Origin of the sequence: Pedobacter sp. HDW13 (assembly GCF_011303555.1) — a bacterium.
In the GTDB taxonomy this organism is placed as follows: domain Bacteria; phylum Bacteroidota; class Bacteroidia; order Sphingobacteriales; family Sphingobacteriaceae; genus Pedobacter.
This window is the reverse complement of record NZ_CP049868.1, coordinates 4773945-4796115: the sequence shown is the minus strand read 5'-3', so window position 1 is coordinate 4796115 and position 22171 is coordinate 4773945. Positions and strand designations below refer to the sequence as shown.

Annotated in this window: 15 protein-coding genes; 1 reads left to right on the top strand and 14 read right to left on the bottom strand. The window is 41.6% G+C overall.

Annotated elements, in window-relative coordinates; genetic code table 11:
- The first annotated feature begins 122 nt into the window (after positions 1–122).
- Entirely contained in the window at positions 123–521 is a 399-nt protein-coding gene (locus G7074_RS20230; RefSeq protein ID WP_166210940.1) for a LytTR family DNA-binding domain-containing protein, read from the top strand.
- 1 nt (position 522) lies between these two features.
- Here the strand turns inward: G7074_RS20230 and G7074_RS20225 are convergent, their stop codons facing one another.
- The 14 genes from G7074_RS20225 to G7074_RS27330 form a co-directional block, all read right to left on the bottom strand.
- A complete protein-coding gene (locus G7074_RS20225) occupies positions 523–1311 on the bottom strand; it encodes an NIPSNAP family protein (RefSeq protein WP_124559336.1) in 789 nt (262 codons plus the stop codon).
- 59 nt (positions 1312–1370) lie between these two features.
- On the bottom strand, positions 1371–3665 hold the full coding sequence (locus G7074_RS20220) for a S9 family peptidase (protein ID WP_166210937.1): 2295 nt from the start codon (positions 3663–3665) through the stop codon (positions 1371–1373).
- A gap of 82 nt (positions 3666–3747) precedes the next feature.
- Positions 3748–5187, bottom strand: a complete 1440-nt coding sequence (locus G7074_RS20215; protein ID WP_124559338.1) for an APC family permease — start codon at positions 5185–5187, stop codon at positions 3748–3750.
- 39 nt (positions 5188–5226) lie between these two features.
- The gene (locus G7074_RS20210; protein WP_166210934.1) at positions 5227–7002 is read right to left on the bottom strand and encodes a DUF885 family protein; all 1776 of its coding nucleotides are present in this window, start codon (positions 7000–7002) and stop codon (positions 5227–5229) included.
- Positions 7003–7089: 87 nt separating this feature from the next.
- Positions 7090–7992: an AraC family transcriptional regulator gene (locus G7074_RS20205; protein WP_166210931.1), complete on the bottom strand. Its 903-nt coding sequence runs from the start codon at positions 7990–7992 to the stop codon at positions 7090–7092.
- A gap of 452 nt (positions 7993–8444) precedes the next feature.
- Positions 8445–9686 (bottom strand): FAD-binding oxidoreductase, encoded by a 1242-nt coding sequence (locus G7074_RS20200; protein ID WP_166210928.1) that lies wholly within the window; start codon positions 9684–9686, stop codon positions 8445–8447.
- Positions 9687–9704: 18 nt separating this feature from the next.
- On the bottom strand, positions 9705–10706 hold the full coding sequence (locus G7074_RS20195; RefSeq protein ID WP_124559342.1) for a 4-hydroxyproline epimerase: 1002 nt from the start codon (positions 10704–10706) through the stop codon (positions 9705–9707).
- Positions 10699–12285, bottom strand: a complete 1587-nt coding sequence (locus tag G7074_RS20190; protein WP_166210925.1) for an aldehyde dehydrogenase (NADP(+)) — start codon at positions 12283–12285, stop codon at positions 10699–10701. Before G7074_RS20190 ends, G7074_RS20195 begins: the two co-directional genes overlap by 8 nt.
- A 15-nt stretch (positions 12286–12300) precedes the next feature.
- Positions 12301–13218, bottom strand: coding sequence for a dihydrodipicolinate synthase family protein (locus tag G7074_RS20185; protein ID WP_124559344.1), 918 nt, complete (start codon positions 13216–13218; stop codon positions 12301–12303).
- A 303-nt stretch (positions 13219–13521) separates the two neighbouring features.
- Positions 13522–15198, bottom strand: a complete 1677-nt coding sequence (locus G7074_RS20180; protein WP_166210922.1) for a M1 family metallopeptidase — start codon at positions 15196–15198, stop codon at positions 13522–13524.
- An 87-nt stretch (positions 15199–15285) separates the two neighbouring features.
- Positions 15286–16683 (bottom strand): aminopeptidase P family protein, encoded by a 1398-nt coding sequence (locus tag G7074_RS20175; RefSeq protein WP_166210919.1) that lies wholly within the window; start codon positions 16681–16683, stop codon positions 15286–15288.
- Between the two features lie 517 nt (positions 16684–17200).
- Positions 17201–19963, bottom strand: a complete 2763-nt coding sequence (locus G7074_RS20170; protein WP_205944095.1) for a DUF5695 domain-containing protein — start codon at positions 19961–19963, stop codon at positions 17201–17203.
- Positions 19964–20196: 233 nt separating this feature from the next.
- Positions 20197–21663 (bottom strand): aminopeptidase family protein P, encoded by a 1467-nt coding sequence (locus tag G7074_RS20165; RefSeq protein WP_240916369.1) that lies wholly within the window; start codon positions 21661–21663, stop codon positions 20197–20199.
- An 8-nt stretch (positions 21664–21671) separates the two neighbouring features.
- Entirely contained in the window at positions 21672–21971 is a 300-nt protein-coding gene (locus G7074_RS27330; RefSeq protein WP_240916368.1) for an aminopeptidase P family N-terminal domain-containing protein, read from the bottom strand.
- Positions 21972–22171 lie beyond the last annotated feature (200 nt).

Sequence of the window (22171 nt, the reverse complement as noted above, 5' to 3'; positions counted from 1 at the left end):
ATTCTACACGTTTTACGTTCACCTGCCCATTTAATGCGTTTTAATTGATCAGTTTACTAACCAGGGAGCAAAAAATTCTAAGTGGCAGGCATTTTGCATGGTTAAATTAAAATGAGCCAAATATGAATCCATCCGCACCACAACCTCATAGCTGCGTAATTGTAGACGATAATCCGCTGAGCATAAAAATCCTGGAACAATATGTATCCAAAAACCCAAAACTTAAGTTAAATGGGAGCTTTACCGATCCTATTGCAGCTATGGCTGCCTTTTGGCAATACGGTAAAATAGATTTTCTTTTGCTGGATATCCAAATGGAAATATCTGGAATTGATGTGGCCAGAATGCTGAGGAACAGGGTTAAATTTATTGTTTTTGTTACTGCACATAGCCGTCACGCCATTCATGCCGTAAGTGATGGCGATAGTTTCCTGCTAAAACCAATTTGCTATCCTACTTTTTCAGCTACCATTGAACAGTTGATTGGCCGCACAAGGTTGCAAAAAGAATGGCTTTCGTAACTTAAATATCAGAATAATCGGTTGGGTATATAAATTTAGTATCGTTTTTAGATACATTGTGCTGATACTGTGGCATGGTAGAGAGTTTCTTCCAGTAATCGTCTGCAGAAAAAGCTTTCCAATGCGCTTCGCGGTCTGCCCGGTCTTCGAATGTTGTTAAATACATGAGGTTGGGCATGCGGCTACCGGCAATTACCGAAGCATAAAAAACGGCATTAAAATTTAAGCGCTTAAATAAACCAATCTCATCACCTTTGTTAAACATCTCCACTTTATTCTGAAAATATTGTTCGCTTGGCGATTCGTAGCTTCTCAATTCGTAAACCCGTTGAGCCATTGGCGACTTTAACTTAGGCAAAACAAAATGAGGTGCATCATCAAAAGCTTTTAATAAAACAGACTCTAAGCGCTCGTAAGCAGCGTTATTGTACAAAGCAGTTAAATAATCCTTTCCATCTGTAGCATACTGCTCATCTTTAGCCAGTTTTTGTTCGAGCGCCAAAACACTGTTGAACGATTTATAAGGAATAAAAACATAAATCAGTTTTTCGGCAAGCACAGTAATTTCGTTAACAATGGGCTTAAAAACGCCTATTTTTGCTATTCCACAGCGATGCAATGCAGGTAAGTAGGCTTTTTCCAAATAAGCATCAACCGTTTTTTCCTGAGCCTCTGTTTTTAGATGGTATATTTTAAGCTGATAAAACTCTGTTTGTGCAGCATTAACCTGCACAACACTCGCTATTAAAACCAATAATATTATAAACGGAAAGCTGATTCTTTTTAACATCTTATTTTGCCCCTGACTAATTAATGTAGCGGTAAATCTATGCAAAAAGAAATCTGCTTTTATTTCGTAACAAGAATATTTGGATTGGGTGGTTCGGCATTAAGCAAATGCTTTACAAAAAAGTCGCGTTTACGCCTGCGGCCATAGGTACCTCCATCACTATGCCCCATTCCCGGAATGCTTAAAATATCAAAATCTTTATTGGCCTTAATTAAAGCGTCGGCCAGGCGGTAAGTAGATTCGGGTGGTACGTTTTCATCAGCTTCGCCTACAATTAAAAACAAATTACCCTGCAATTTAGCAGCATTGGTAATGTTCGATTGTTCGCCATAATGCGGCCCGACAGGGTAGCCCATCCATTGTTCGTTCCACCATTGTTTGTCTATCCGGTTATCGTGGCAGCCACAGGCCGAAACCGCAGCTTTATAAAATTCGGGATGGAACAATAAGGCGCCAGTTGAATTCTGCCCGCCTGCCGAAGTGCCATAAACCCCTACCCGGCTAATGTTAGCATTGGGATATTTTACGGCCATTGCTTTCATCCACAAAATCCTATCAGGCAGACCTGCATCGGCCAGGTTTTTCCAGCATACATCATGAAATGCTTTCGAACGGTTTGCCGTTCCCATACCATCAATCTGCACCACAATAAAACCAAGTTCGGCTATGCTTTGCATTTCGCTTGCAGGAAGGAAATTTTTAGGTACAAAACTATCTTGCGGACCGGCATAAATGTTTTCGATAACCGGGTAGCTTTTGCTCGGGTCCATTTTAGAAGGCAAACATACCACTCCCCAAATATCAGTTATCCCATCACGCGCTTTGGCAACAAAAACTTCGGGCAGCTTAACACCGGTGGCCAAATAGGCCTCGGCAGTGCCATGCTCTAACTCCGTCACCTTACCGGCATTGGCTGTTAACCTTAATTCGCTAACCGGCGGTACATTAACCTGGCTATAGGTATCGATATAATATTTACGATCGGGCGAAAAGCTGAGACTGTGGTTGCCTTTTTCGGGTGTAAGGTTTACCAGTCCTTTACCATCAAAACCAATGCGGTAGTAATGGATAAAATAAGGATCTTCGCCTTCGTGCATGCCACTGGCCCTAAACCATACCTGCCGCTTAACCACATCAACGCTATCAATATCGCGCACTACCCAATTACCATTGGTTATTTTGGCTTGTTTTCCCGTTAGTGTATTTATCAGGTAAAGGTGCTGCCAGCCATCCTGCTCGCTGGTCCATAACATTTCATTTGTTTTGGGCAGGTAACGTGTATAAATGCGGCTTTCATAAATAAAGGTATTTGTTTTTTCGTCGATGATGTTTCTGGTTTTACCAGTTTGCACATCTACTTCAATTACCCTAAAGCGCTGGTGGCCGCGGTCAACTTTTTCGTAGGTATAATACCGGTTGTCGTTGTTGCGCCAATGCAATTCGGGCGGTCCGAAAAAATCGATTGGGTCGGCATCTACTTTGAAAGCCCTTTTAGCAGCTATATTAAAAATGTAAGGCTGGTAAGACGTAAAATCATCGCCGGGCTGGGCATATTCTCTCGATTTTAACTCGCCACGGGTAGTACCGGGAACAGAGCTGAGCACGTAATGCACTTTTTTAATTTCTTTGGGATCGGTTTTATAGGCAATTATATTTTTCCCATCGGGAGCCCATACATAATCGCCATAAGGTTTTGTTTCGGTACCATCAGTACTGAGCTGTATTTCTTTATTGGTAGTATTATCTGTTATAAAAATATTTCCGCCACGAATCACCGCTTCATATTTACCATCCGGCGATTTGCGTACAACGCGATTCCATTGCCAGCGCGATCTTTTTTGTTGCAAAGGCCTTTTGGCATTGTACCTATAAATGGTTGTATCTTTTAAATCAGTTACATTATAATTATTTAAGTTAACGGCATACCATTTACCATCCACTTTAATTTTAGCGGCATTGGCATCGGCGAAGTACAAATCGGCAAACTGTAATTTTGCTGCATTTTGTTTCTTTCCGGTTGTTTGCTCGAGGCTTTTGGCCAGTTTCTCCGAATCGAAAGCCAGTTTACGCTTTCCTGAGGCTGTTTCTACATAATAATATTCCCAGGTTCTGTTTGACAGGTTTTTCCGGTACCAGAATGCTGTTCCATCTTTTTTCCAAAACGGAATGATATCGTTATTGGTAGGAATATTGCGCAGGGCTGTATCCAGCTTATTGGATAACTGATAACTATTGGCAACCTCCGCCGGACTTGGCGCATAAGGTTGTAAAGGCATTTGCTGTGCCTGCGACTGAAAAAAAGCAAAACTGAACAGCGCCGAAACCAGCGGTTTTCTGACCGAAGAATACATCATGACTTGGGATTTTTTGTAAATGTAATTGTAGTAAGGGGAAGATTAAGCTAAGATATTAATCGATAATATGAACATTTTAACTTTATGCTTCAACTGCTTCTTTTGCCACTACATTTTGACGGTTAATGCTCCCTTTAATTAAATAATAAACCGGAATACCAATTAGCGTAATAATTAGGCCAGGCCAGGTAAATTTGGGTTTAAATATGATTAGTAGAATACAAAAAGCCAGCCCCATTACAATATAAATAACAGGAAGTACCGGATAGCCAAATGCTTTATAAGGCCTGTCGGCATCGGGCCGCTTTTTGCGCAGAATAAAGATTCCGAAAATGGTGAGCATGTAAAACATCACCACTACAAAAGAAATCATATCGAGCAAATCGCCGTATTTACCGCTAATACACCACAATGAAGCAAAAATACACTGAATCCACAAACCGAAACCGGGTACGGCGTTTTTGTTCAGGGTGCCAACTTTTTTAAAGAACAGACCATCTTTTGCCATCGAATAATACACCCGGGCACCAGCCATAATTAAGCCGTTGTTACAACCAAAAGTCGAAACCATAATCATCACAGCAATGGTAATAGTCCCTGCAGTACCAAAAATATGGTTGGCGGCCGAAACGGCAACCCTGTCTTTATCGGCATAGGCAATATCGTGTAGTGAAAGTACGCCGGTGTACATTACGTTGGTAAGTATATAAAGTACAGTAACAATAATGGTTCCCAGCGCTAAACTCAAACCAATGTTACGTGCCGGATTTTTAATTTCGCCGGCAATAAAAGTTACATTGTGCCAGGAGTCGCTACTGAATATTGAACCCACCATAGCCGCTGCAATGGCTCCAAAAGCTGCCAGAGTGGTGTACGAGGAAACCGATCCGCTGGTGGGCAAGGCACCCAGTTGCCACATGTTTTCCCAGTTGCTTTTCCAGATTCCTTTATCTAAAAAGAATAATCCAAACATAATTAAGCCAAATAAACTTAAAAGTTTAGCCACCGTAAATGTGGTTTGAATAACCTTACCTCCATTTACGCCCCGGTTATTGATATAGGTAAGCAAAACGATAACGCCGATAGCCAGTAGCTGTGCAGGCGAAATGGTTAAAAAGCCCAGATCTATTGCAACCAAATCTTCGCTTAAAGCTGGAATAAGATAAGCCGTAAACTTGGCAAAAGCTACCCCTACTGCAGCAATGGTAGCGGTTTGGATTACCGTAAAAAAACTCCAGCCGTATAAGAAACTGATGAGCGGATTATAGGCTTCCTTTAAATAAATATACTGGCCGCCGGCTTTTGGAAACATGGCACTCAATTCACCATAGCTTAAAGCCGCGGTTAAGGTCATAAAACCCGTGATGAGCCAAACCACAAGGAGCCAGCCCGAGCTGCCTACATTGCGGGTAATATCGGCACTTACAATAAAAATACCTGAGCCAATCATGCTTCCTGCAACGAGCATGGTGGCATCCATCAATTTAAGCGAAGGTTTAAACTGGGTGGTTTCTGCTTTCATAGTTTTGTTTTGTGGTTCGAAAAAAGGTTTAGGGTTGTGCTAGCGTGATTGATCGTAAAAATGCCACGAGGTGGTAAAATCGCGGTTAAGGTTTTGATTGGTCAAGGTAGCGCGAATCAGTTCTACCGGAATCAGGTTTTGTTTAATTACAGCATCGTGAAAAGCCTTAAAGCTCATTTTACCACTATCTACCAGTTCCTTTTTCAAGGCAAAAAGCTGTAAGCCGCCGGTAAGGTAAGCCACCTGGTACAAAGGGCTGTAACCTCCCTGAAACGACCTGCGTACTTCGCCTTCGGCATTGGCGCGCTCATGCCCTACACGGTCGACCAGAAAATCGATACATTGTTGTGGTGTCCATTTGCCCAGGTGGTAGTTGAGCGAAAACAGGATCCGGGCACAGCGGTGCATCCGCCAAAAAAGCATGCCTATTTTTTCTTCGGGTGTTTTGGCAAAGCCTTTATCATACAATAAAAGTTCCCAATACAGCGGCCAGCCTTCTACACTAAAAGGGGTTTGAAAAGGATCGCGGTAACCCTTGTAACGACTGTTCATAAAATACTGGTAATGGTGGCCCGGTAAAAGCTCGTGTTGTACCGTTCCGCGCGAAAAATAAGGGTTGTTACCCCGCATGCTCATTAGCTTATCGTCTTCTTCCATGGTGTTTGTAGGATAAGAAATACTAATTTCGCGACCACCGGTAAAAAACGGATTTACCAACTGGCGCTCTGCAGACATCATCACCATGCCCCAGGTTTCTTCGGCAAGTGCCGGAATCTCGATCAGATCGTTCGCTTTAATGAAAGCCAAAGCATCGTCCTGCAGTTTTACAATGAGTTCGGGTTGTTTACCTAAAGGCACATAACTGTTTTTTACTTTTTCCTGGGCTTTTTTCCAATCGTTTCCGAAACCCATTTCGTTCGATGCTTTTAACAGTTCGGCATCGCAGTATTTAAATTCTTTTTCGGCCAGCTGAATCAACTGCTCGGGTGTGTAAGGTATAAATTCAGTATTTAATTGCCTGATGAGTTCGTCGCGGCCAATTGGATTACCTTTAATAGGTGGTTTATTGTTTTTGGGTTCGGGTGCATCTGTTTTTTCCGCAAACAATTTAGCATAAGCGGTAAGCGCAGCATCCAGGCGTTCGTAAGGTTTTGGAACCCACCAGGTAAAACCAGGTTCGTAATTCATGTAAAACTGGTAAAAACCTTTTAAGCGCTGCTTTAAGCTTGTTGTTATCGCCGTCCCCATTTTAAGCTGATCGGTTTTAAGGTCTTTTGGCTGGGTATTACCAATTAAAGTTTCAATTTGTTTAGCTGTAGCATCTATTTGCGTGGCCAGTAACGAACCTTCCTGATAGCTTCCCCTTCTTCTCAACTTTTCGAGGGCATAAATGGCATCAGCAAAAGGAAAATAGCTCGCCAGGGCTTTATATTCGGTTTCTTCTTTATTTAACAGGTATTTCGACGATTCGATCTGTTTTTTGAGCAAAATATAATCTACTTTTCCGTAAACACTAAAGGTTTCGAACTTAGCCGATTTGAGTCTAGCAAGGTAATCGTTATTGATATCCTGCAGGCGTTTGCGCTGTTCGGGGCTTTTAAACGTATTTAGCGGACTGGAATAATATCCCCCTGCCGAATAAGGATAATAAAAATCGTTAATGGCATCTACATCGCGCTGGTAGCCCACAACCCAGGTACCCATTTCGCTGGTTTGTTCGTAAAGACTTTCGTTTGTGGTCTGAGCCCAGGTAGCGCTACTGGATAACAGGCTACAAGCAAATAAAAAAGCAATAAAAAGTAATCTTTTTAGCATTTCAATTGATTTAAAAATGAGCAATAGCTTTAGCCTCCATTCCGAAAAATGGCTAGCTTTTTATAGTAAAATGAATTCTGACAATGCTTAGGCGCCTACGTAGCTTACCCTGCTTACATTATTATAGGTATCGATATAAGCGCGTGGCGATTGACCGATAATACTTTTAAATACGCGGTTAAAGTTGGTAATGCTATTGAAACCTGCTTTGTAGGCTACGCCTGAAATACAATCTGCTTTTTCGCCGGAAATAAGGCTTTTGCAGGCATCGTTAATGCGCACTTCGTTTAAAAATGACACAAAGGTATGACCGGTATGTTTTTTAAAATACCTGCAGAAAGCCTGCGGGGTCATAAAAGCCGCATTGGCTACATCTTCCAGCGAAATCTGGTTGTTGTAGTTTTCGGTAATAAAATTGATGATCTTACTCAAACGCATTCCTTCATTTTCGGTTACATTGGATGAGTATAGATCTGAACACAACGATTCTACATCATCGTTTAAATCCTGAAGTCCGTTAACCAATTGCAAAAACTTAAACAATACATCTACGCCTGTGGCATGGTGCACATCAAAAAGTTTGTTTACAATGGCTTTATTGTAACGCTCTGGAATTTTAAAGCCGTGTTTGTTTTTAGCCAAAAAAGAACTGGCCATCTTCATTTCAGGTAAGTTGAACAATGCTCCTAAAATTCCGTTTGGATTGAAATAAATTGAACAGGCCTTAATTGTGCGGGTTGAATTGGGTAAAAAATATTCCGGATTACTTTTGAACAGGTGTGGAAGTTTGGCTCCAATGACAAAAATATCGCCCGAACGGAAAGCATGCATGTCGTTCCCAGCAATTAGCGTTCCTTCTCCCCTTTCTACGTAAGTAATCTGCCATTCATCATGGCGATGCAAATATTGATAAAAATAAGGCGATTCAATATGCTCCGATATCACACTCTTGTCGTCGGGCACAAGCATGGTAAATGGTAATACTTTCATAAGGATAGTCCGGTTGGTTTAGGTTATTGATTCTGAAATGAATGTAAGGATATTAACTCTTAAAAACCAATAAAAAGCATAACAAGGTTAAAATCCTGCTACAAGTTGATAAAATAACACCAAAATAAAGGTAATCCCTCAGCGTAACAGGCTACTTAAAAATTAGTTAGATTGTAAATAGGGATAATAGCAGTAGAAACTTAAAGGATAGTTAATAGTTTGGCACGGAGGCTCAGATTTGCACGGAAATAATTATAAATTAAAAGTAGTATAATTTCATCCCCCTGCCCCCTTCAAAGGGGAAATGATTTGCTTTAAAAGTATGATGAGGGAAGTAATCTCAAATGTGGTTTACTTTCGAGGGAATCTCGTCCCCTTCGAAGGGGGTTGGGGATGAATGAAGTAGTGCCAGATGGAAACATCTGACACCACAAGACGAGAGATTAAAATGCTTAACGCTCAACTGAGAAAGGTTCCAATTTCAGCACTTTGGCTTCTTCTGCCACAATCTGGCTTACCAGTAAACCAGTTGCAGGCCCTAAACTTAAGCCCATCATACCATGACCGGTAGCAATAATTAAATTTTCTCTTTTGGTACTTCTGCCAATATAAGGCAAACCATCTGGAGATGAAGGCCTGAAACCGTACCAGATATCTTTTTCGGCAGGTAATGCCGGTTTTAAATCGGGGAAATAATTGGGAACTGATTCTACAATACCCTTCACCCTTTGCATATTTACGCGGGTATTAATTTTATCGAGCTCCATGGTACCGCCATACCTGATCTGGCCGTTCATTGGAGTAATGGCTACCCTTGCCTCGCATAAAAGCGCAGGGATAGTTAAGCGATGTTCGGGCTCTGGCTCCATAAACGAATAGCCTTTACCTGGCATTAGCGAAATTTTTAAATCGGCCATTTTAGCTACCGCTGGCGACCACGAACCTGTAGCCAACACATACTGATCGGCTTCCCAGGCCTGATTGCCTGTAAAAACCTTCATGATGCGATTACCAGCAACTTCAATTTTATCAACCGCTTTGTTTCTTTCAATTTTAACCCCGTTATTGGTTAAATAAGTCAGCAAGGCATTCATCAGTTTAGTTGGGTACAAATGCGCATCATCACGGTAGTGTACAGCTCCTAAAACATCGAGTGCTAAGCCGGGTTGCAATGCACGGCATTCATCGGCGCTTAAAACGGCCATATCTAAACCCAGATCAATGGCTTTTGCGGCCAAATGGGCTTCTTCTTCGCCTGCTTTTTCGGTTTTATAAAATGCGAGGATACCGTTGTTGGCGAGCTCGAAATTAAAATCGGGTTCTTTGGCTAAATCCTGGTATAGTTTTTTGCTAAGCAAAGATAAATCGCGTAGCGGAACTGCAGCGGCTTCAACATGTTTTGCCGTGGCATGTTTCATAAATTTCAGCCCCCAGTTAATGAGGCTGCCATTTAACGATGGCCGCACATAAAACGGGCTCTTGCTATCAAACATCCACCTGATCCCCTGTTTTATCATGCCTGGCGCAGCCAGCGGCACAAAATGACTGGGCACAATCATACCCGCATTACCAAAAGAGCAATTGTCGGTAATATCACCCTTATCTAAAACGGTTACTTCGTAGCCCTTTTTCTGCAAATAGTATGCAGAAGTTAAACCCACAATTCCGCCACCTATTATTAATACTTTCGACATTCTTTTAATTTTAAAACACTAAATCACCTGAAATCCGTGTGCATAGGGATCATCCTCGGCATCGATTTTAATGGTATTGTAACCATACACTTTTGCCCAGCCTTCTACGCTCGGAATAATGGCTTTAATTCCGTTTAAATCTACTACCTCTTCTACACGGCCAATAAACTTGCTGCCAATAAAACTTTCGTGGATAAAATCTTCACCCTGTTTAAGTTTTCCTTTTGCAAACCATTGTGCCAAACGGGCCGAGGTGCCTGTTCCGCATGGCGAGCGGTCTATCGCTTTATCGCCGTAAAAAACGGCATTTCTGGCAGTTGATGTAGGGTCGATTGTTTTTCCGGTCCACAATACATGGCTACAGCCGTTAATGGTCGGATCTAAAGGATGTACAAAAGTATATTTTTCGTTAATGCGTTTTCTGATGGTCTGGCTCCAGGTAATCAGTTGCGAAGCGGTATAATTTTCGAGCCCGGGAAAGTTCTTTTGCGGATCAACAATGGCATAGAAATTTCCACCGTAAGCTACGTCAAAAGTAAGCAATCCTAAATCGGGGCATTCTACCTCCAGGTTTTCTGCAGCAAGGTAAGAAGCCACATTTTTAAGCTTCACCGATTTTACTTTTTTGCCTTCTTGTTTGTATTCAATTAAAACCAATCCTGCAGGTGCCTCCATTCTGATTACGCCCGGTACTTTGGGCTTAATCAAGCCTTCTTCAACAGCAATGGTAATGGTGCCTATTGTACCATGGCCACACATGGGCAAACAACCGCTGGTTTCTATAAACAGCACAGCAACATCATTTTTCGGATCGTGAGGCGGGTAAAGAATACTACCCGACATCATATCATGCCCTCTTGGCTCGAACATTAAACCTGTCCTGATCCAATCAAACTCTTTTAAAAAATGTTGCCGTTTCTCACTCATGTTGGCACCAATAAGCTGTGGGCCGCCACCGGCAACCAACCTAACCGGATTTCCGCAAGTATGTGCATCTACACAAAAAAATGTTTTACTCATAAGATTTCGTTAATTTCTGGTTCACCGTTCTGAAAATACCTAAAGGATTCTCGTTTTTCAGTTCATCTGGTAATAAACCTTGTTCCCAATCCTGGTAAGCCAACGGACGGGCAAAACGGTTAATAGCGGTCGAGCCTACCGAAGTAAAGCGGCTATCGTTCGTGGCCGGAAATGGTCCACCATGTTGCATGGCTGCACAAACTTCTACCCCTGTTGGCACTCCATTCAGGATGATCCTTCCGGTTTTATCGGTTAATTTATTAATCAAAGCCTGATAATTTTGAAGTTCTTCCTTATCGGCCATCAAAGTAGCGGTAAGTTGCCCTTCCAATACCTCAACAGCGTTTTCAAGCTCTGCTACATTTTCTGCCACTACCAGTAAAGAATACGGGCCAAAAATTTCCTCACGTAGTTTCGGGTTACTGATAAAATCGCTGGCACTTACCTGCGCAATTTTAGCTTCCGATTGATTTTGAAGTTCATTGTTTTTCACCGTCGATGCCGACAAAAGTGCAACACCACCTTCATTTACAATACCTGCCGAGAGTTTACTATAGTTTTGGGCAATACCTTCGGTAAGCATGGTAGCTGATGGAATAACAGTAATGGCTTCTTTTAAAACGGTTTTAAAATTTTCCAATTCGGGCGATTGTACAGCAAGCAGCAAACCAGGGTTGGTACAAAACTGACCAGCGCCCAAAGTAATGGATGCAGCATATTTTTTAGCCAGTTCTTCGGCCTGGTTTTCGATCGCCTTTGGCAAAAAGATTACCGGATTAATACTGCCCATTTCGGCAAAAACCGGAATAGGCTGCACGCGCTGCTGCGCAAGGTTAATCAAAGCCATACCACCTTTAAACGAACCGGTAAAAGTAACCGCTTTGGTTAAAGGATGCTGCACTAAAGCTGCGCCAACAGTATAAGCATCATCGTACAGCAAAGAGAAAATACCTTTAGGCATACCCGTTTTTTCGGCAGCTTTAACAATTGCACCACCTACCAACGCGCTTGTACCCAAATGCGCAGGGTGTGCTTTTACCACTACCGGACAACCGGCAGCCAATGCAGATGCTGTATCGCCCCCGGCCACAGAAAAGGCTAGTGGAAAATTACTCGCCCCAAAGACCACTACCGGACCAATTGGAATCAACATTCTTCTGATATCTGGTCGTGGTAAGGGTTGGCGCTCGGGCAATGCTGTATCAATAATGGCATCTACCCATGAGCCTTCGGCTACCACATTGGCAAATAACCTTAACTGACCTGTAGTACGCCCCAATTCGCCCTGTAAACGCGCCAAAGGTAAACCACTTTCGGCCGAAGCCCGGTTTACCAGTTCTTCGCCAATAGCTGTAATTTCATCGGCTATGGCATTTAGAAAAGCGGCTTTAAGGTCTTTATTTAAGTTTCTATACCCCTGAAAAGCACTGGTTGCTGATGTTAGTGCATCATCAACAAGGCTTTGGCTGGCTTTAAAAAAATCGCCTTCAAGCGTTAATCCTGTTGCAGGATTAACGGCTTTAAGGCTTTTTTCATTAATTTCTGAATAAGTACCGGCTACAATATTTTTTCCGTTCATATCTGGTTATTAAAACTATTTGCCCCAGCTACCTGTAGGTAATACCGGACGAACAGCTAATGCGTCGTTAATAATTTTAAGTACTTTTTCTCTTTCTGCACCGCTGATTGGTAAACGTGGCGCCCTAACGGCTTCAGTTCCCAATCCGGTAGCCACTTCGGCCAGTTTAATATATTGTACCAGTTTAGCGTGAATATCCAGCTCAAGTACAGGTAAAAACCAACGGTAAATGGTTAAGGCTTCGGCAATGCGGTTTTCTTTAATTAACCTGAAAATTGCAACTGTTTCTCTCGGAAAAGCATCAACCAAACCAGCAACCCAACCGTGTGCCCCCATTACAATACTCTCCATTGCAAGTGGATCTACTCCGGTAAAAATTTTAAAGCGATCACCAAAACGGTTAATTAAACGGGTTACGTTAGATACATCTCTGGTCGATTCTTTAATCGCCTGGATATTATCGTATTTGGTTAACACCTCAAACATATCCAGGGTTACTTCAATTTTATAATCAACCGGGTTGTTATAAATCATAATTGGAAGGCTGGTGCTTTCGGCTATGGCGCCAAAAAAAGCTAAAGTTTCATCGGGAGCAGCATTGTAGCGCATTGGCGGCAACAACATTAAACCTTGTGCACCCAGCGATTCGGCTTTTTTAGCCACTTCAATTGCTTTTTTAGTGGTAGCCTCGGCAATGTTCAATAAAACAGGCACACGACCGTTTACCAATGTTAAGGTATGCGATAACAATCCGAATTTCTCTTCATCGCTCAATACACTGGCTTCGCCAAGCGATCCGCCTAAAATAATTCCTTCAGCACCTGCTTCTAATTGTGCTTCAATATTTAAATCGAAGGCAGGAAAATCTAATTCGTCGTTTGCTGTGAATTTTGTAGTTACAGCTGGGAAAACCCCTGTCCATTTGATACTCATTGTACTATTATGTTTTTAATAATTAAGATTTAAAAAATTAGCGGTTGTCTGTAAACTTCATAGGTTAAAATCGCTAAACATTGGTTAACGTTAATAATTAACCCATTAAACAACATTCAAAGGTACTGGATCGTGCTGCCCCCGTATTATTGGATATTAACCAATATTGGCTATAAATATGCAATTTGGATCAGTCGAGGGAGCAGGAACAAATGGAAGCGTATCATCAAAACCGGATGATACAAAAAATGGTATCCTTTTTTAAGGATACCATTAAATCTTAACTGCGGATGTTTTTAAATTTTACTTCGTGTTTTTTACATCGAGGTAATACATAAATTCGATGCCGGTTTTGGTAAACAACTCCTCCTGGCTTTTAGCCAGCACAACCTGCTGCCAGCTTTGCGAAGGGATAATTTTTAAGGTTTTCACACCTGCTTTGCTTAACGATAAAGGCAGGTTGAAGCCCTTTACACAATTACTATAACGGTAAAAAGCCTTACCATTTTCTACATAATACTCAAAGGTTGGTATTTGTGTAGTGCGCAGGTATTGATCAAAAACCTTGGCATAGTTAAAGCCTGTTTTTTTGGAAATATAGTTTTCTATTTGAGCAGTAGTAACAGTTTTATGGTAAAAGGTTTGGTTAAGTCCACGCAAAACCGACCTGAAAAGGGCATCGTTATTTAAACTGTGTCTGATGGCGTGCAGCATATTGCCTCCTTTAGGGTACATATCGCCACTACCCTGAGCGTTTACACCATAAGCCGGAATGATTGGGCTATCGTTGCGAATGCCTTTTCTAATTCCGAAATTGTATTCGTTACCGGCTTTGTTGCCAAAAATATAATCAACAAACAGGGTTTCGCTGTAGTTCGTAAAGCCTTCGTGTACCCACATATCAGCCAAATCGTTGGTGGTAATGTTGTTGCCAAACCACTCGTGACCACTTTCGTGGATGATGATAAAGTCCCATTTCAGTCCCCAACCATTGCCAGACATATCGCGTCCCATGTAACCAAATTTATAGCGGTTGCCATAAGAAACGGCCGATTGATGCTCCATTCCGGTATGCGAAGCATCGATTAACTGGTAGCCATCTTCGTAAAAGGGATAAGGGCCAAACCAGTGCTCCATACTCTTCATCATTTTATGTACCTGATCGGGCATGTAAGTTTTGGCTTTGGGATAATTGTAATCGAGCACCCAGTAATTTACATCAAGCGCACCTTTTTCGCCGGCATATTTTTCTTTAAAATTAACATACTTGCCAATGTAGGGGATAATGCAATAATTGCTGATTGGATTCTGCACGTTATACTTGTAAGTTGCAGTACCATTGCCATTATTCTTTTTAAATACCAAACGGCCATTCCCTACTGCCACAAGCGTATCTGGCACTGTCATGGCTAAAGAAGCACCGCGATCGGGTTCATCGCTCTGGTGGTCTTTATTGGGGTACCAAACCGAAGCGCCCAGGCCCTGGCAGGCGACTGTCATCCATGGCCGCGAAAGCGAATCGGTTGTAAAAATAAAACCGCCATCCCAGGGTGCCCGTTTAGCCTGATGTACCTTGCCATGATAAAATAACTCCACATTGTTGAGCACCGATAATTTTTGCGCAGGAACATGTACATACCAAACGCTTCCGGTATGCTCAAATTTTAGCTGTGCTTTTCCGTTATACAAAACACTGTCAATAATTAAAGGCTCCTGCAAATCGATCTGCATACGCGTTTTACCATTGTTAGGCTCTACTACCTTGTACACAATTTTATTCGAACCGGTAATGCTTTTGTCGTTATAATCGGGCGTAACCGAAAGCTCATAGCGTTGCACATCCCACCAGGTACGTTCTGCATTTAAACTGCCCCGTAAAGTATCGGCCAGTGTGTAAACCTTTTTAGGCGTTTGTGCAAAAAGCAGGGTAGTAAAACAGGCAAAAAGCACTGTCAAATAACAAAATGTTGTTTTTTTCATATCATTTACCGGCATCAGCCAATTTATTTTGAGAAGCGATTGCAGTGTTTCATCGGTTAGTCCGGCCCTGCTATCTCTCCTGCTTTGTTAGTAAGCTTCACTTCTCAGTGCTTCTACTTCATCAGTGGTAATGGCCAGATGTTTGCCCAGCATGTTACTCCCGTTATCGGTAATCAGGAAATCATCTTCAACCCTAATCCCGCTAAAATGTCTGAACTGCTCCAACTTATTGTAATTAATGTATTCACTAAACTGATTTTCGGCTTTCCAGCGATCTATCAACTCTGGAATAATGTACACACCAGGCTCTACCGTTAATACATAACCGGTTTCGAGTGCTTTACCTAACCTTAGCGATTTTAAGCCAAATTGTGTGGTGTTTTTAAGCAAATCGTCGGTGTATCCCACATATTGTTCGCCCAGGTCTTCCATATCGTGTACATCGAGTCCCATCATGTGACCTGTTCCGCACTGAAAAAACATCGCATGTGCACCAGCGGCTACAGCATCTTCAACATTTCCTTTCATCAAACCTATATCTTTAAGGCCTTGTGCCAGTGTTCTGCACGAGGTTAAATGCACATCCAAGTACCTTACACCGGGAGCCAGCATGTTTTTCGCATCGGTGTAGGCCTTTAATACCACATCATATACATCTTTTTGCTCGGCGGTAAATTTCTTACCTACTGGAAAGGTACGGGTAAGATCGCCGGCATAACCCAAAGCAGTTTCCACACCCGAATCGTTTAAAACCATTTGGCCATCCTGCAACTGGTTACCGTGAAAATGATTGTGTAAAATTTCGCCACGTACGGTTAAAATAACCGGATAGGCAATATTTCCACCCGTAGCTAACGCAGCACCTTCAATTTTTGCGGCAAGCTCGCGTTCGTACATGCCAGGTCTGGCTTGCTGCATCACCATTAAATGAATATCGGCCGATAAAGCTGCCGCATGGTTTAACTCTGCTATTTCTTCAGGACCTTTAATTGATCGTTGGGCTACAACCGCTTTAATAAAAGTTAATGATGCCTTTTCTTTTAACTGACCGATTGGAATATTTAACCAATGGCTGAGTTTAATTTTATTTTCGGCACGGTAAGGCGGTAAGAAATGTACCTCCTGTTTTTTTTCTACTGCTTTTTGAAGATAATCATCTAGCTTATCGAGTGGCTTCACTTCTGTTAAACCCGAATCGATGCTTTTTTCTTTCAGGGTTTTCTGCCTGCCCATCCAAACAATATCATCAATACCCATTTCGTTGCCAAACAAAATGGTTTTATCGGTATCGAGGTCGATAAACGCAGCCAGTAAAGGTTCGTTTATACCGAAATAATATAAAAAAGTACTGTCTTGCCTAAAGTGGTAGGCATTGTCTTTATAATTCATCGGGCTATCTTCGTTACCCATAAAGAGTAAAATACCCGAATTTACTTTTGATTTTAGCGCTGCTCTCCGTTGGAGGTAAACTTCCTTTTGAAACATATTTTTTGTTGTTAGGCAAATATCCCAAATGCAATTTTCATTCAAACAACTTAACAATTGAATGGCTAAAATATGGGCGGTATCTGCAAATTATAAGCTAGATTTTGGATGTAAAAATCACAATTAATTTCTTTTAAGCGAAAAATTGCGGCAAAATCTGCACAGCAATGACAAACTATTGGGTTGTTAATTAAGGGGGCGGCTGCAGTTATTGTACAATATTATCCTAAGAATAAATATTTATGTTATAATCAAAAATTTAAACACATAAAATTAAAGTATTGATATAAGTAATTTGAGCATATAAAAAGCATATTTTACCCAGATCGTGGTCAGATATATCAACAATATGGCTGAAAATTAAATTCTTATAATATTGTTTAATAAAAGAATATAATAAGATAGGTCAATTAAAACTACAATTAATCATAACAAGATATTGATTATAAAAACAAAATGAAAAAATAAAGCCCCGTAAACAATTATTTATAGGGCTCCAAGCGTTGAGAAATTGGTATTATTTTTTAATGGTTACTTCCGTAGGTTTATCTTTATTGAGCTGAATTTGATAAGCTCCTCTTTCATTAACCTTATAATCTTTTACGGTATAAACGGTATTATCTTTAGACTTGGCCTGTTGCGCTAACCTAAGCAATGCAGCAGGTGTATAGGTATTGGCTGCATTCAGTTTGAGTTTAATCTCTCCATTCTGGTTATTGTAGGTAACTTCATCTATTGTACCCGCATCGAGTGTAATGTAAAGGCCTGCAGCAGCAATGTACACCGCCGATTTTGCAGCAATGGTTAATTTAATGCTAACCGTTGTACCTGTTTCCTTTAAGTTTCCACCGAAAGCCAGCCAGCCAAATTCGGGGTGTTTGATTACATAAGCCGAAGTATTAACTGCATAACCAAAAAATCCTGATCCATAATCGCCTGTAATACCATCGTTCTTTAAGGTAGAGGGATAAGCATGAAAGGCAGCTGGTGCAAAACCATCCTGTGTAATGTTCGAAATGGTACCCATTAAACCACCGTATCCAGCACGGAGCAGGTAAAAATCATCTGGATTTTTACGGTAATCCATCAGTACCGGTATGGCATTCAGGCCCGATCCGTAATGGTGAATCATGCGTTCTACACGCGTAAGTTTACCGCCATACAAGAAATCCCAGTAACGGCGGGCATTACCATTGTAGGCCCAATGTGGCAACACAGGCATGTAAGCCAGTATGGCATTTAGCGTTACATTGGCCTTATCGGCATAGCCAAAATAGTTAGACCATACGTAAACTTCTTCTTGACCTGTAGAGTCCCAGGGCATTTCACTACCAAAGGGATATTGCAACGAGCGCCAGTGATTGGCACGCTTTTTCATTTCGTTTTCCAGTTTGCTTGCCTCCTCTGTTAAGCCCTCATTTTTAAGGTCGGTTAAGATGAGGTAAAAGATAGTACCTTCCATTTGTCCAAACTGTGCATAGTAAGGTGCAATATTAACCATGGCCATGCCCGTTTCGGCGGCATCAATGAGGTGCTGTTTCCAACTCCCCTCTTCTACCAGTCCGGTGTAATTGCGTGCCAAACGGTACATTACCCAATGCGCAGCAGCCACATGTGGATAGTTGTAAGAGCGGCCAAGGTTATCGGCTTCTTTTTTAGGCCATGCCGACCAGGTTTTAAAGTTTATATTTTCAGCATAGGTGCCTTTGGGCAGTGAATCGGGAGCGTAATAAAACAAACTCTTTTTCACCCCATATTTCTGAGGCCCATCTTTAAGCTGTATATGGCCAAACATTACCGTATCTACAAACTGTTTCAGTTTGGCTACTTCTTCTTTTTCGGGATGCACCAGTTGTTTCATCATGGCGCCCAGCCACGAACCTGCGCCACCCTCATCACTTAAACCTGCAATCCAGGCACGGTTATCCTGCGTTACCTGTTCTTGTTTTTCATAATCGTAGGTAATGGCCGAAGGGCTTCTTTTAAAAATAGGATCGGGCTGATTGAACCATTGTTTGGTGGTTAAAAAATGACCATAACTGGCAATCACCTCATTTTCGGGTTCAATTACTTTATAGTTTATAGTTTGCTCCAGGCCATCTTCGTAAACAACCGATAAGCGCGCTCTTCCCCAGGTATTCGCTTTTACCGAATAGCTTTTCCAGCCATTTTTGGTTACGCCAACAGCTTTTACAGTTAAAGCATTTTCTGGTTGTACGTTAAGCGATTTAATTTTTTTAGCGTAATTGATAAATAATTTGGCGTCTACATCTTTCGGTAGTACATAACCCGGTACCGATATGGCCACTGGCCTTTTATTTTCAATCAGTTTGCTTTCTGTATTTTTTGCGGTACCCGATAAAATAAACTGAAGCGCATAACTTTTACTTTCACCAGGTTTTAAAAACGCACTGCTTGGTTTATTCCATTGTTCGGCATTTTTCCATTCGTTTTCGGCATAGGCTTTACTGTGTACCATCCACTCGTAAAAGCCCTCAAAAGCAATTCCACGGGGAGTACGGTCATCGTTTAGTGGGTTGTATGCTTCGAAAGGGGTATGCCCCACCGGAGCCACAATTAGCGAAGGTGCCTGACCACTTAAGCGGGTTACCTGTAAATAACCGGCATCCTGGCCGATGTAAGGATCGTAAAACACATTTTTGGCATGGGTTTGCTCCAGGGTTCTGCCTTCTAAAATGTTATCAAAAATCATCGGGATACCCAATGCCCCAATTTCTACGGTTTTACTGCTTTTGTTTTTCAGTTCGAAACGAAGCACTAATTTACCCTGCTGCATTTCCCAGCTACGGATAATTTGCAGGGGAATATCGGCAGGGAATGTTGCGGCAAGATCGGCAGCTGAGAGTACATTTTTACCTGCAGCGATACTTTTAACCTCAACTCTTTTGGCTGCAGTGCTATAGCTTGTCCAGGCTTCATTACCAGCGCTTCGCAATTTCAGGTTAATATCGCCCAAATGGTACAAACCATCCGAACTGCGCACTTTTAAACTGTCGCTGGGCACAAAATCGAAACCATCAACCATTTTGGGCTGTAAACCCGCTACCGTTTGCGATGCTTTAACCAGTTTGAGTTTAAACGGCCCTGCATCAAACTGCGAGAAACCTTTTGTTAAACCCAGTGTGGATGGCTTTTTACCTAATGCAATCCATGGAGATTGGGCTAAAGTTACCTGAATGTGTAGTAGAGATAAGGCTAAGCAAAATATTGCTTTAAAAGCTATTACAGCAGATGTTTTTGTTGGTTTTATATTCATCATGATGAAAAAACGTATTTATGACGTTTTATTCAAAAATATATTTAAAAAAGTAAAGCGCATACCATCTTTAGAAATAGCGCAAAATCGGTAAAGAATTGGTGCATTTATGGCAAGTTAGGCTAAGCCTGTGTTTTATTAAAGTCAGCTAGCAAACTGCACACCATCTAATGCAAAAAAGCAGCGCCCTAAGGTAAATAGGGCGCTGCTTTTCGAATATAAAAGATTATGAATAACTATATCGGCTGGCATTTCTCTTTTAGCCAATTTGCTTCTCCGGCTGTAAGGTGCGGTTGAAGCTGATTAAACACCTTGCTATTATAAGTATTTAACCAGCGAAGCTGATCGGCCTCTAAAAGTGCTTTATTTATAATCCGGGTATCGATATAACATAAAGTAAGGGTTTCAAAACTTAGAAAATTGCCAAACGCACTACTGCTGTGGTTAGTACACAACACCAGATTTTCGATCCTTACACCATGTTCGCCTGGTCTATAAATCCCCGGCTCAATGGAGGTTACCATACCCGGTTTAAAGGCTACATCAACATTGGCGGGGCTAATATTCTGAGGTCCTTCGTGTACGTTAAGAAAAAAGCCAATACCGTGGCCTGTTCCATGACCAAAGTTAATGGTATGTTCCCACAAAGGTTTCCGGCAAATTGAATCGATTTGGTAGCCTTTTGTACCCTCCGGAAAAATCAGTTTCGATCCTTCAATCAATCCTTTTAGTACCAGGGTATAATCATCGGCTTGCTGTGCTGAATAATTTGCCATAGGCATTACCCGGGTAATATCGGTTGTACCATATAAGTATTGCCCTCCTGAATCGACCAGGAACAAACCATCTGGCTGTATTTCTAGACTACTTGCCAAACTTACACTATAATGCGGCAAAGCACCATTGGCATTAAAGCCGGCAATGGTATTAAAACTTAAGCCAGCGAAACCAGGCTGCTCGGCCCTGAAAGTCGCCAGTTTCTCTGCTGCCGACCATTCTGTAATCTGCTCCTCCCCTAACCGTTCTTCCATCCATTTAAAAAACCTGGTCATGGCCACCCCATCTTGTACCATAGCCTTGCGGATGTGATTAACCTCAGTTTCGTTCTTTAAACTTTTTAGGTGCGTACTTGGATTGGTCCCCGAAATTACTTTAACGGTAGCAGGTAGCAGTTGATACATTCCAAAACAGTTGCGTTTAAAATCGATAAAAACAGCTGTATTGGGCAACAGCTCTTTTAGTTCCTCAGTGATAGCAGCGTATGGATAAAGTGCTACACTTTGCTGCTTTAAGGTGTTTATATCGCTTTCTGATAGCTTTTCAACATCAATAAAGAGTTTCACTTCATTGGGTGTAATTAAAGCAAAGCTTAAGGCTACAGGATTATAATCAACATCTTTGCCCCTGATATTAAAAAGCCAGGCGATATCATCGAGCGAAGAAATCAAATGGCTATCGGCTCCATTTGTTTCTAACTGTGCCTTTACCTCTGTAAGTTTTGCTGAGATGGATAAACCAGCGTCTTTTTCTTCGATTAGAAAGGCTTTTTCGGTTGGCAAAGCAGGCCTGTTTAACCAAATGGCGCTTAATAAATCGGCATTTACGGTGTTGATTTGATGCTTCCCGAAGTTAGTCTGTATTTCTAAGGCCAGCGATATTGAAATGAGCTGGTAATTGAAAGCAACTGTTGAATTTTTGGGCATAACTTCGGTTAACCACTCAATGTATTCGGGGTATGTGGTACTTTTAGCTTTACCAATTCGTAACCAGAACCCAATAACTGTGTTTCGGCTTGTGTAAAATACCTCGAATCAGTCCAAAGACCGGCAAAATCTTGTGTAATTACCAAAGTTCCGGCCGAGCCTGTAAAACCGCTCACGAAAGGGATCGCCTTATAATGTGCTGGCAGGTATTCACTGATGTGCGGATCGGCAGCGGTAATGATATAAGCATCTATTTTTTGTTCGGCCATTAAGGTACGTAAGGCCTGCAGTTTTTCTACGAAGGTCATGAGGGGAAAGAATTTTATCGGCCAAATTTAAATATTCTTTTTGACACCGTTTATTTAAACAGCTGCTCCAGATTATTAAATCAGTTCTGATAAATTGAGGTACAGCTTTTATAAATTAAGGTGCATCATTTATAATTTAAGGTGCAGTTCGAATCAGGCCATAGCCCTGGCCTGAATGAGTCCACACTTTCCCATATCGT

What these genes read in the sequence shown, in the direction of transcription:
- G7074_RS20230 (WP_166210940.1), top strand. Translation starts at nt 123, where the DNA reads ATGAATCCATCCGCACCACAACCTCATAGCTGCGTAATTGTAGACGAT.
- G7074_RS20225 (WP_124559336.1), bottom strand. Translation starts at nt 1,311, where the DNA reads ATGTTAAAAAGAATCAGCTTTCCGTTTATAATATTATTGGTTTTAATA.
- G7074_RS20220 (WP_166210937.1), bottom strand. Translation starts at nt 3,665, where the DNA reads ATGATGTATTCTTCGGTCAGAAAACCGCTGGTTTCGGCGCTGTTCAGT.
- G7074_RS20215 (WP_124559338.1), bottom strand. Translation starts at nt 5,187, where the DNA reads ATGAAAGCAGAAACCACCCAGTTTAAACCTTCGCTTAAATTGATGGAT.
- G7074_RS20210 (WP_166210934.1), bottom strand. Translation starts at nt 7,002, where the DNA reads ATGCTAAAAAGATTACTTTTTATTGCTTTTTTATTTGCTTGTAGCCTG.
- G7074_RS20205 (WP_166210931.1), bottom strand. Translation starts at nt 7,992, where the DNA reads ATGAAAGTATTACCATTTACCATGCTTGTGCCCGACGACAAGAGTGTG.
- G7074_RS20200 (WP_166210928.1), bottom strand. Translation starts at nt 9,686, where the DNA reads ATGTCGAAAGTATTAATAATAGGTGGCGGAATTGTGGGTTTAACTTCT.
- G7074_RS20195 (WP_124559342.1), bottom strand. Translation starts at nt 10,706, where the DNA reads ATGAGTAAAACATTTTTTTGTGTAGATGCACATACTTGCGGAAATCCG.
- G7074_RS20190 (WP_166210925.1), bottom strand. Translation starts at nt 12,285, where the DNA reads ATGAACGGAAAAAATATTGTAGCCGGTACTTATTCAGAAATTAATGAA.
- G7074_RS20185 (WP_124559344.1), bottom strand. Translation starts at nt 13,218, where the DNA reads ATGAGTATCAAATGGACAGGGGTTTTCCCAGCTGTAACTACAAAATTC.
- G7074_RS20180 (WP_166210922.1), bottom strand. Translation starts at nt 15,198, where the DNA reads ATGAAAAAAACAACATTTTGTTATTTGACAGTGCTTTTTGCCTGTTTT.
- G7074_RS20175 (WP_166210919.1), bottom strand. Translation starts at nt 16,683, where the DNA reads ATGTTTCAAAAGGAAGTTTACCTCCAACGGAGAGCAGCGCTAAAATCA.
- G7074_RS20170 (WP_205944095.1), bottom strand. Translation starts at nt 19,963, where the DNA reads ATGATGAATATAAAACCAACAAAAACATCTGCTGTAATAGCTTTTAAA.
- G7074_RS20165 (WP_240916369.1), bottom strand. Translation starts at nt 21,663, where the DNA reads ATGCCCAAAAATTCAACAGTTGCTTTCAATTACCAGCTCATTTCAATA.
- G7074_RS27330 (WP_240916368.1), bottom strand. Translation starts at nt 21,971, where the DNA reads ATGACCTTCGTAGAAAAACTGCAGGCCTTACGTACCTTAATGGCCGAA.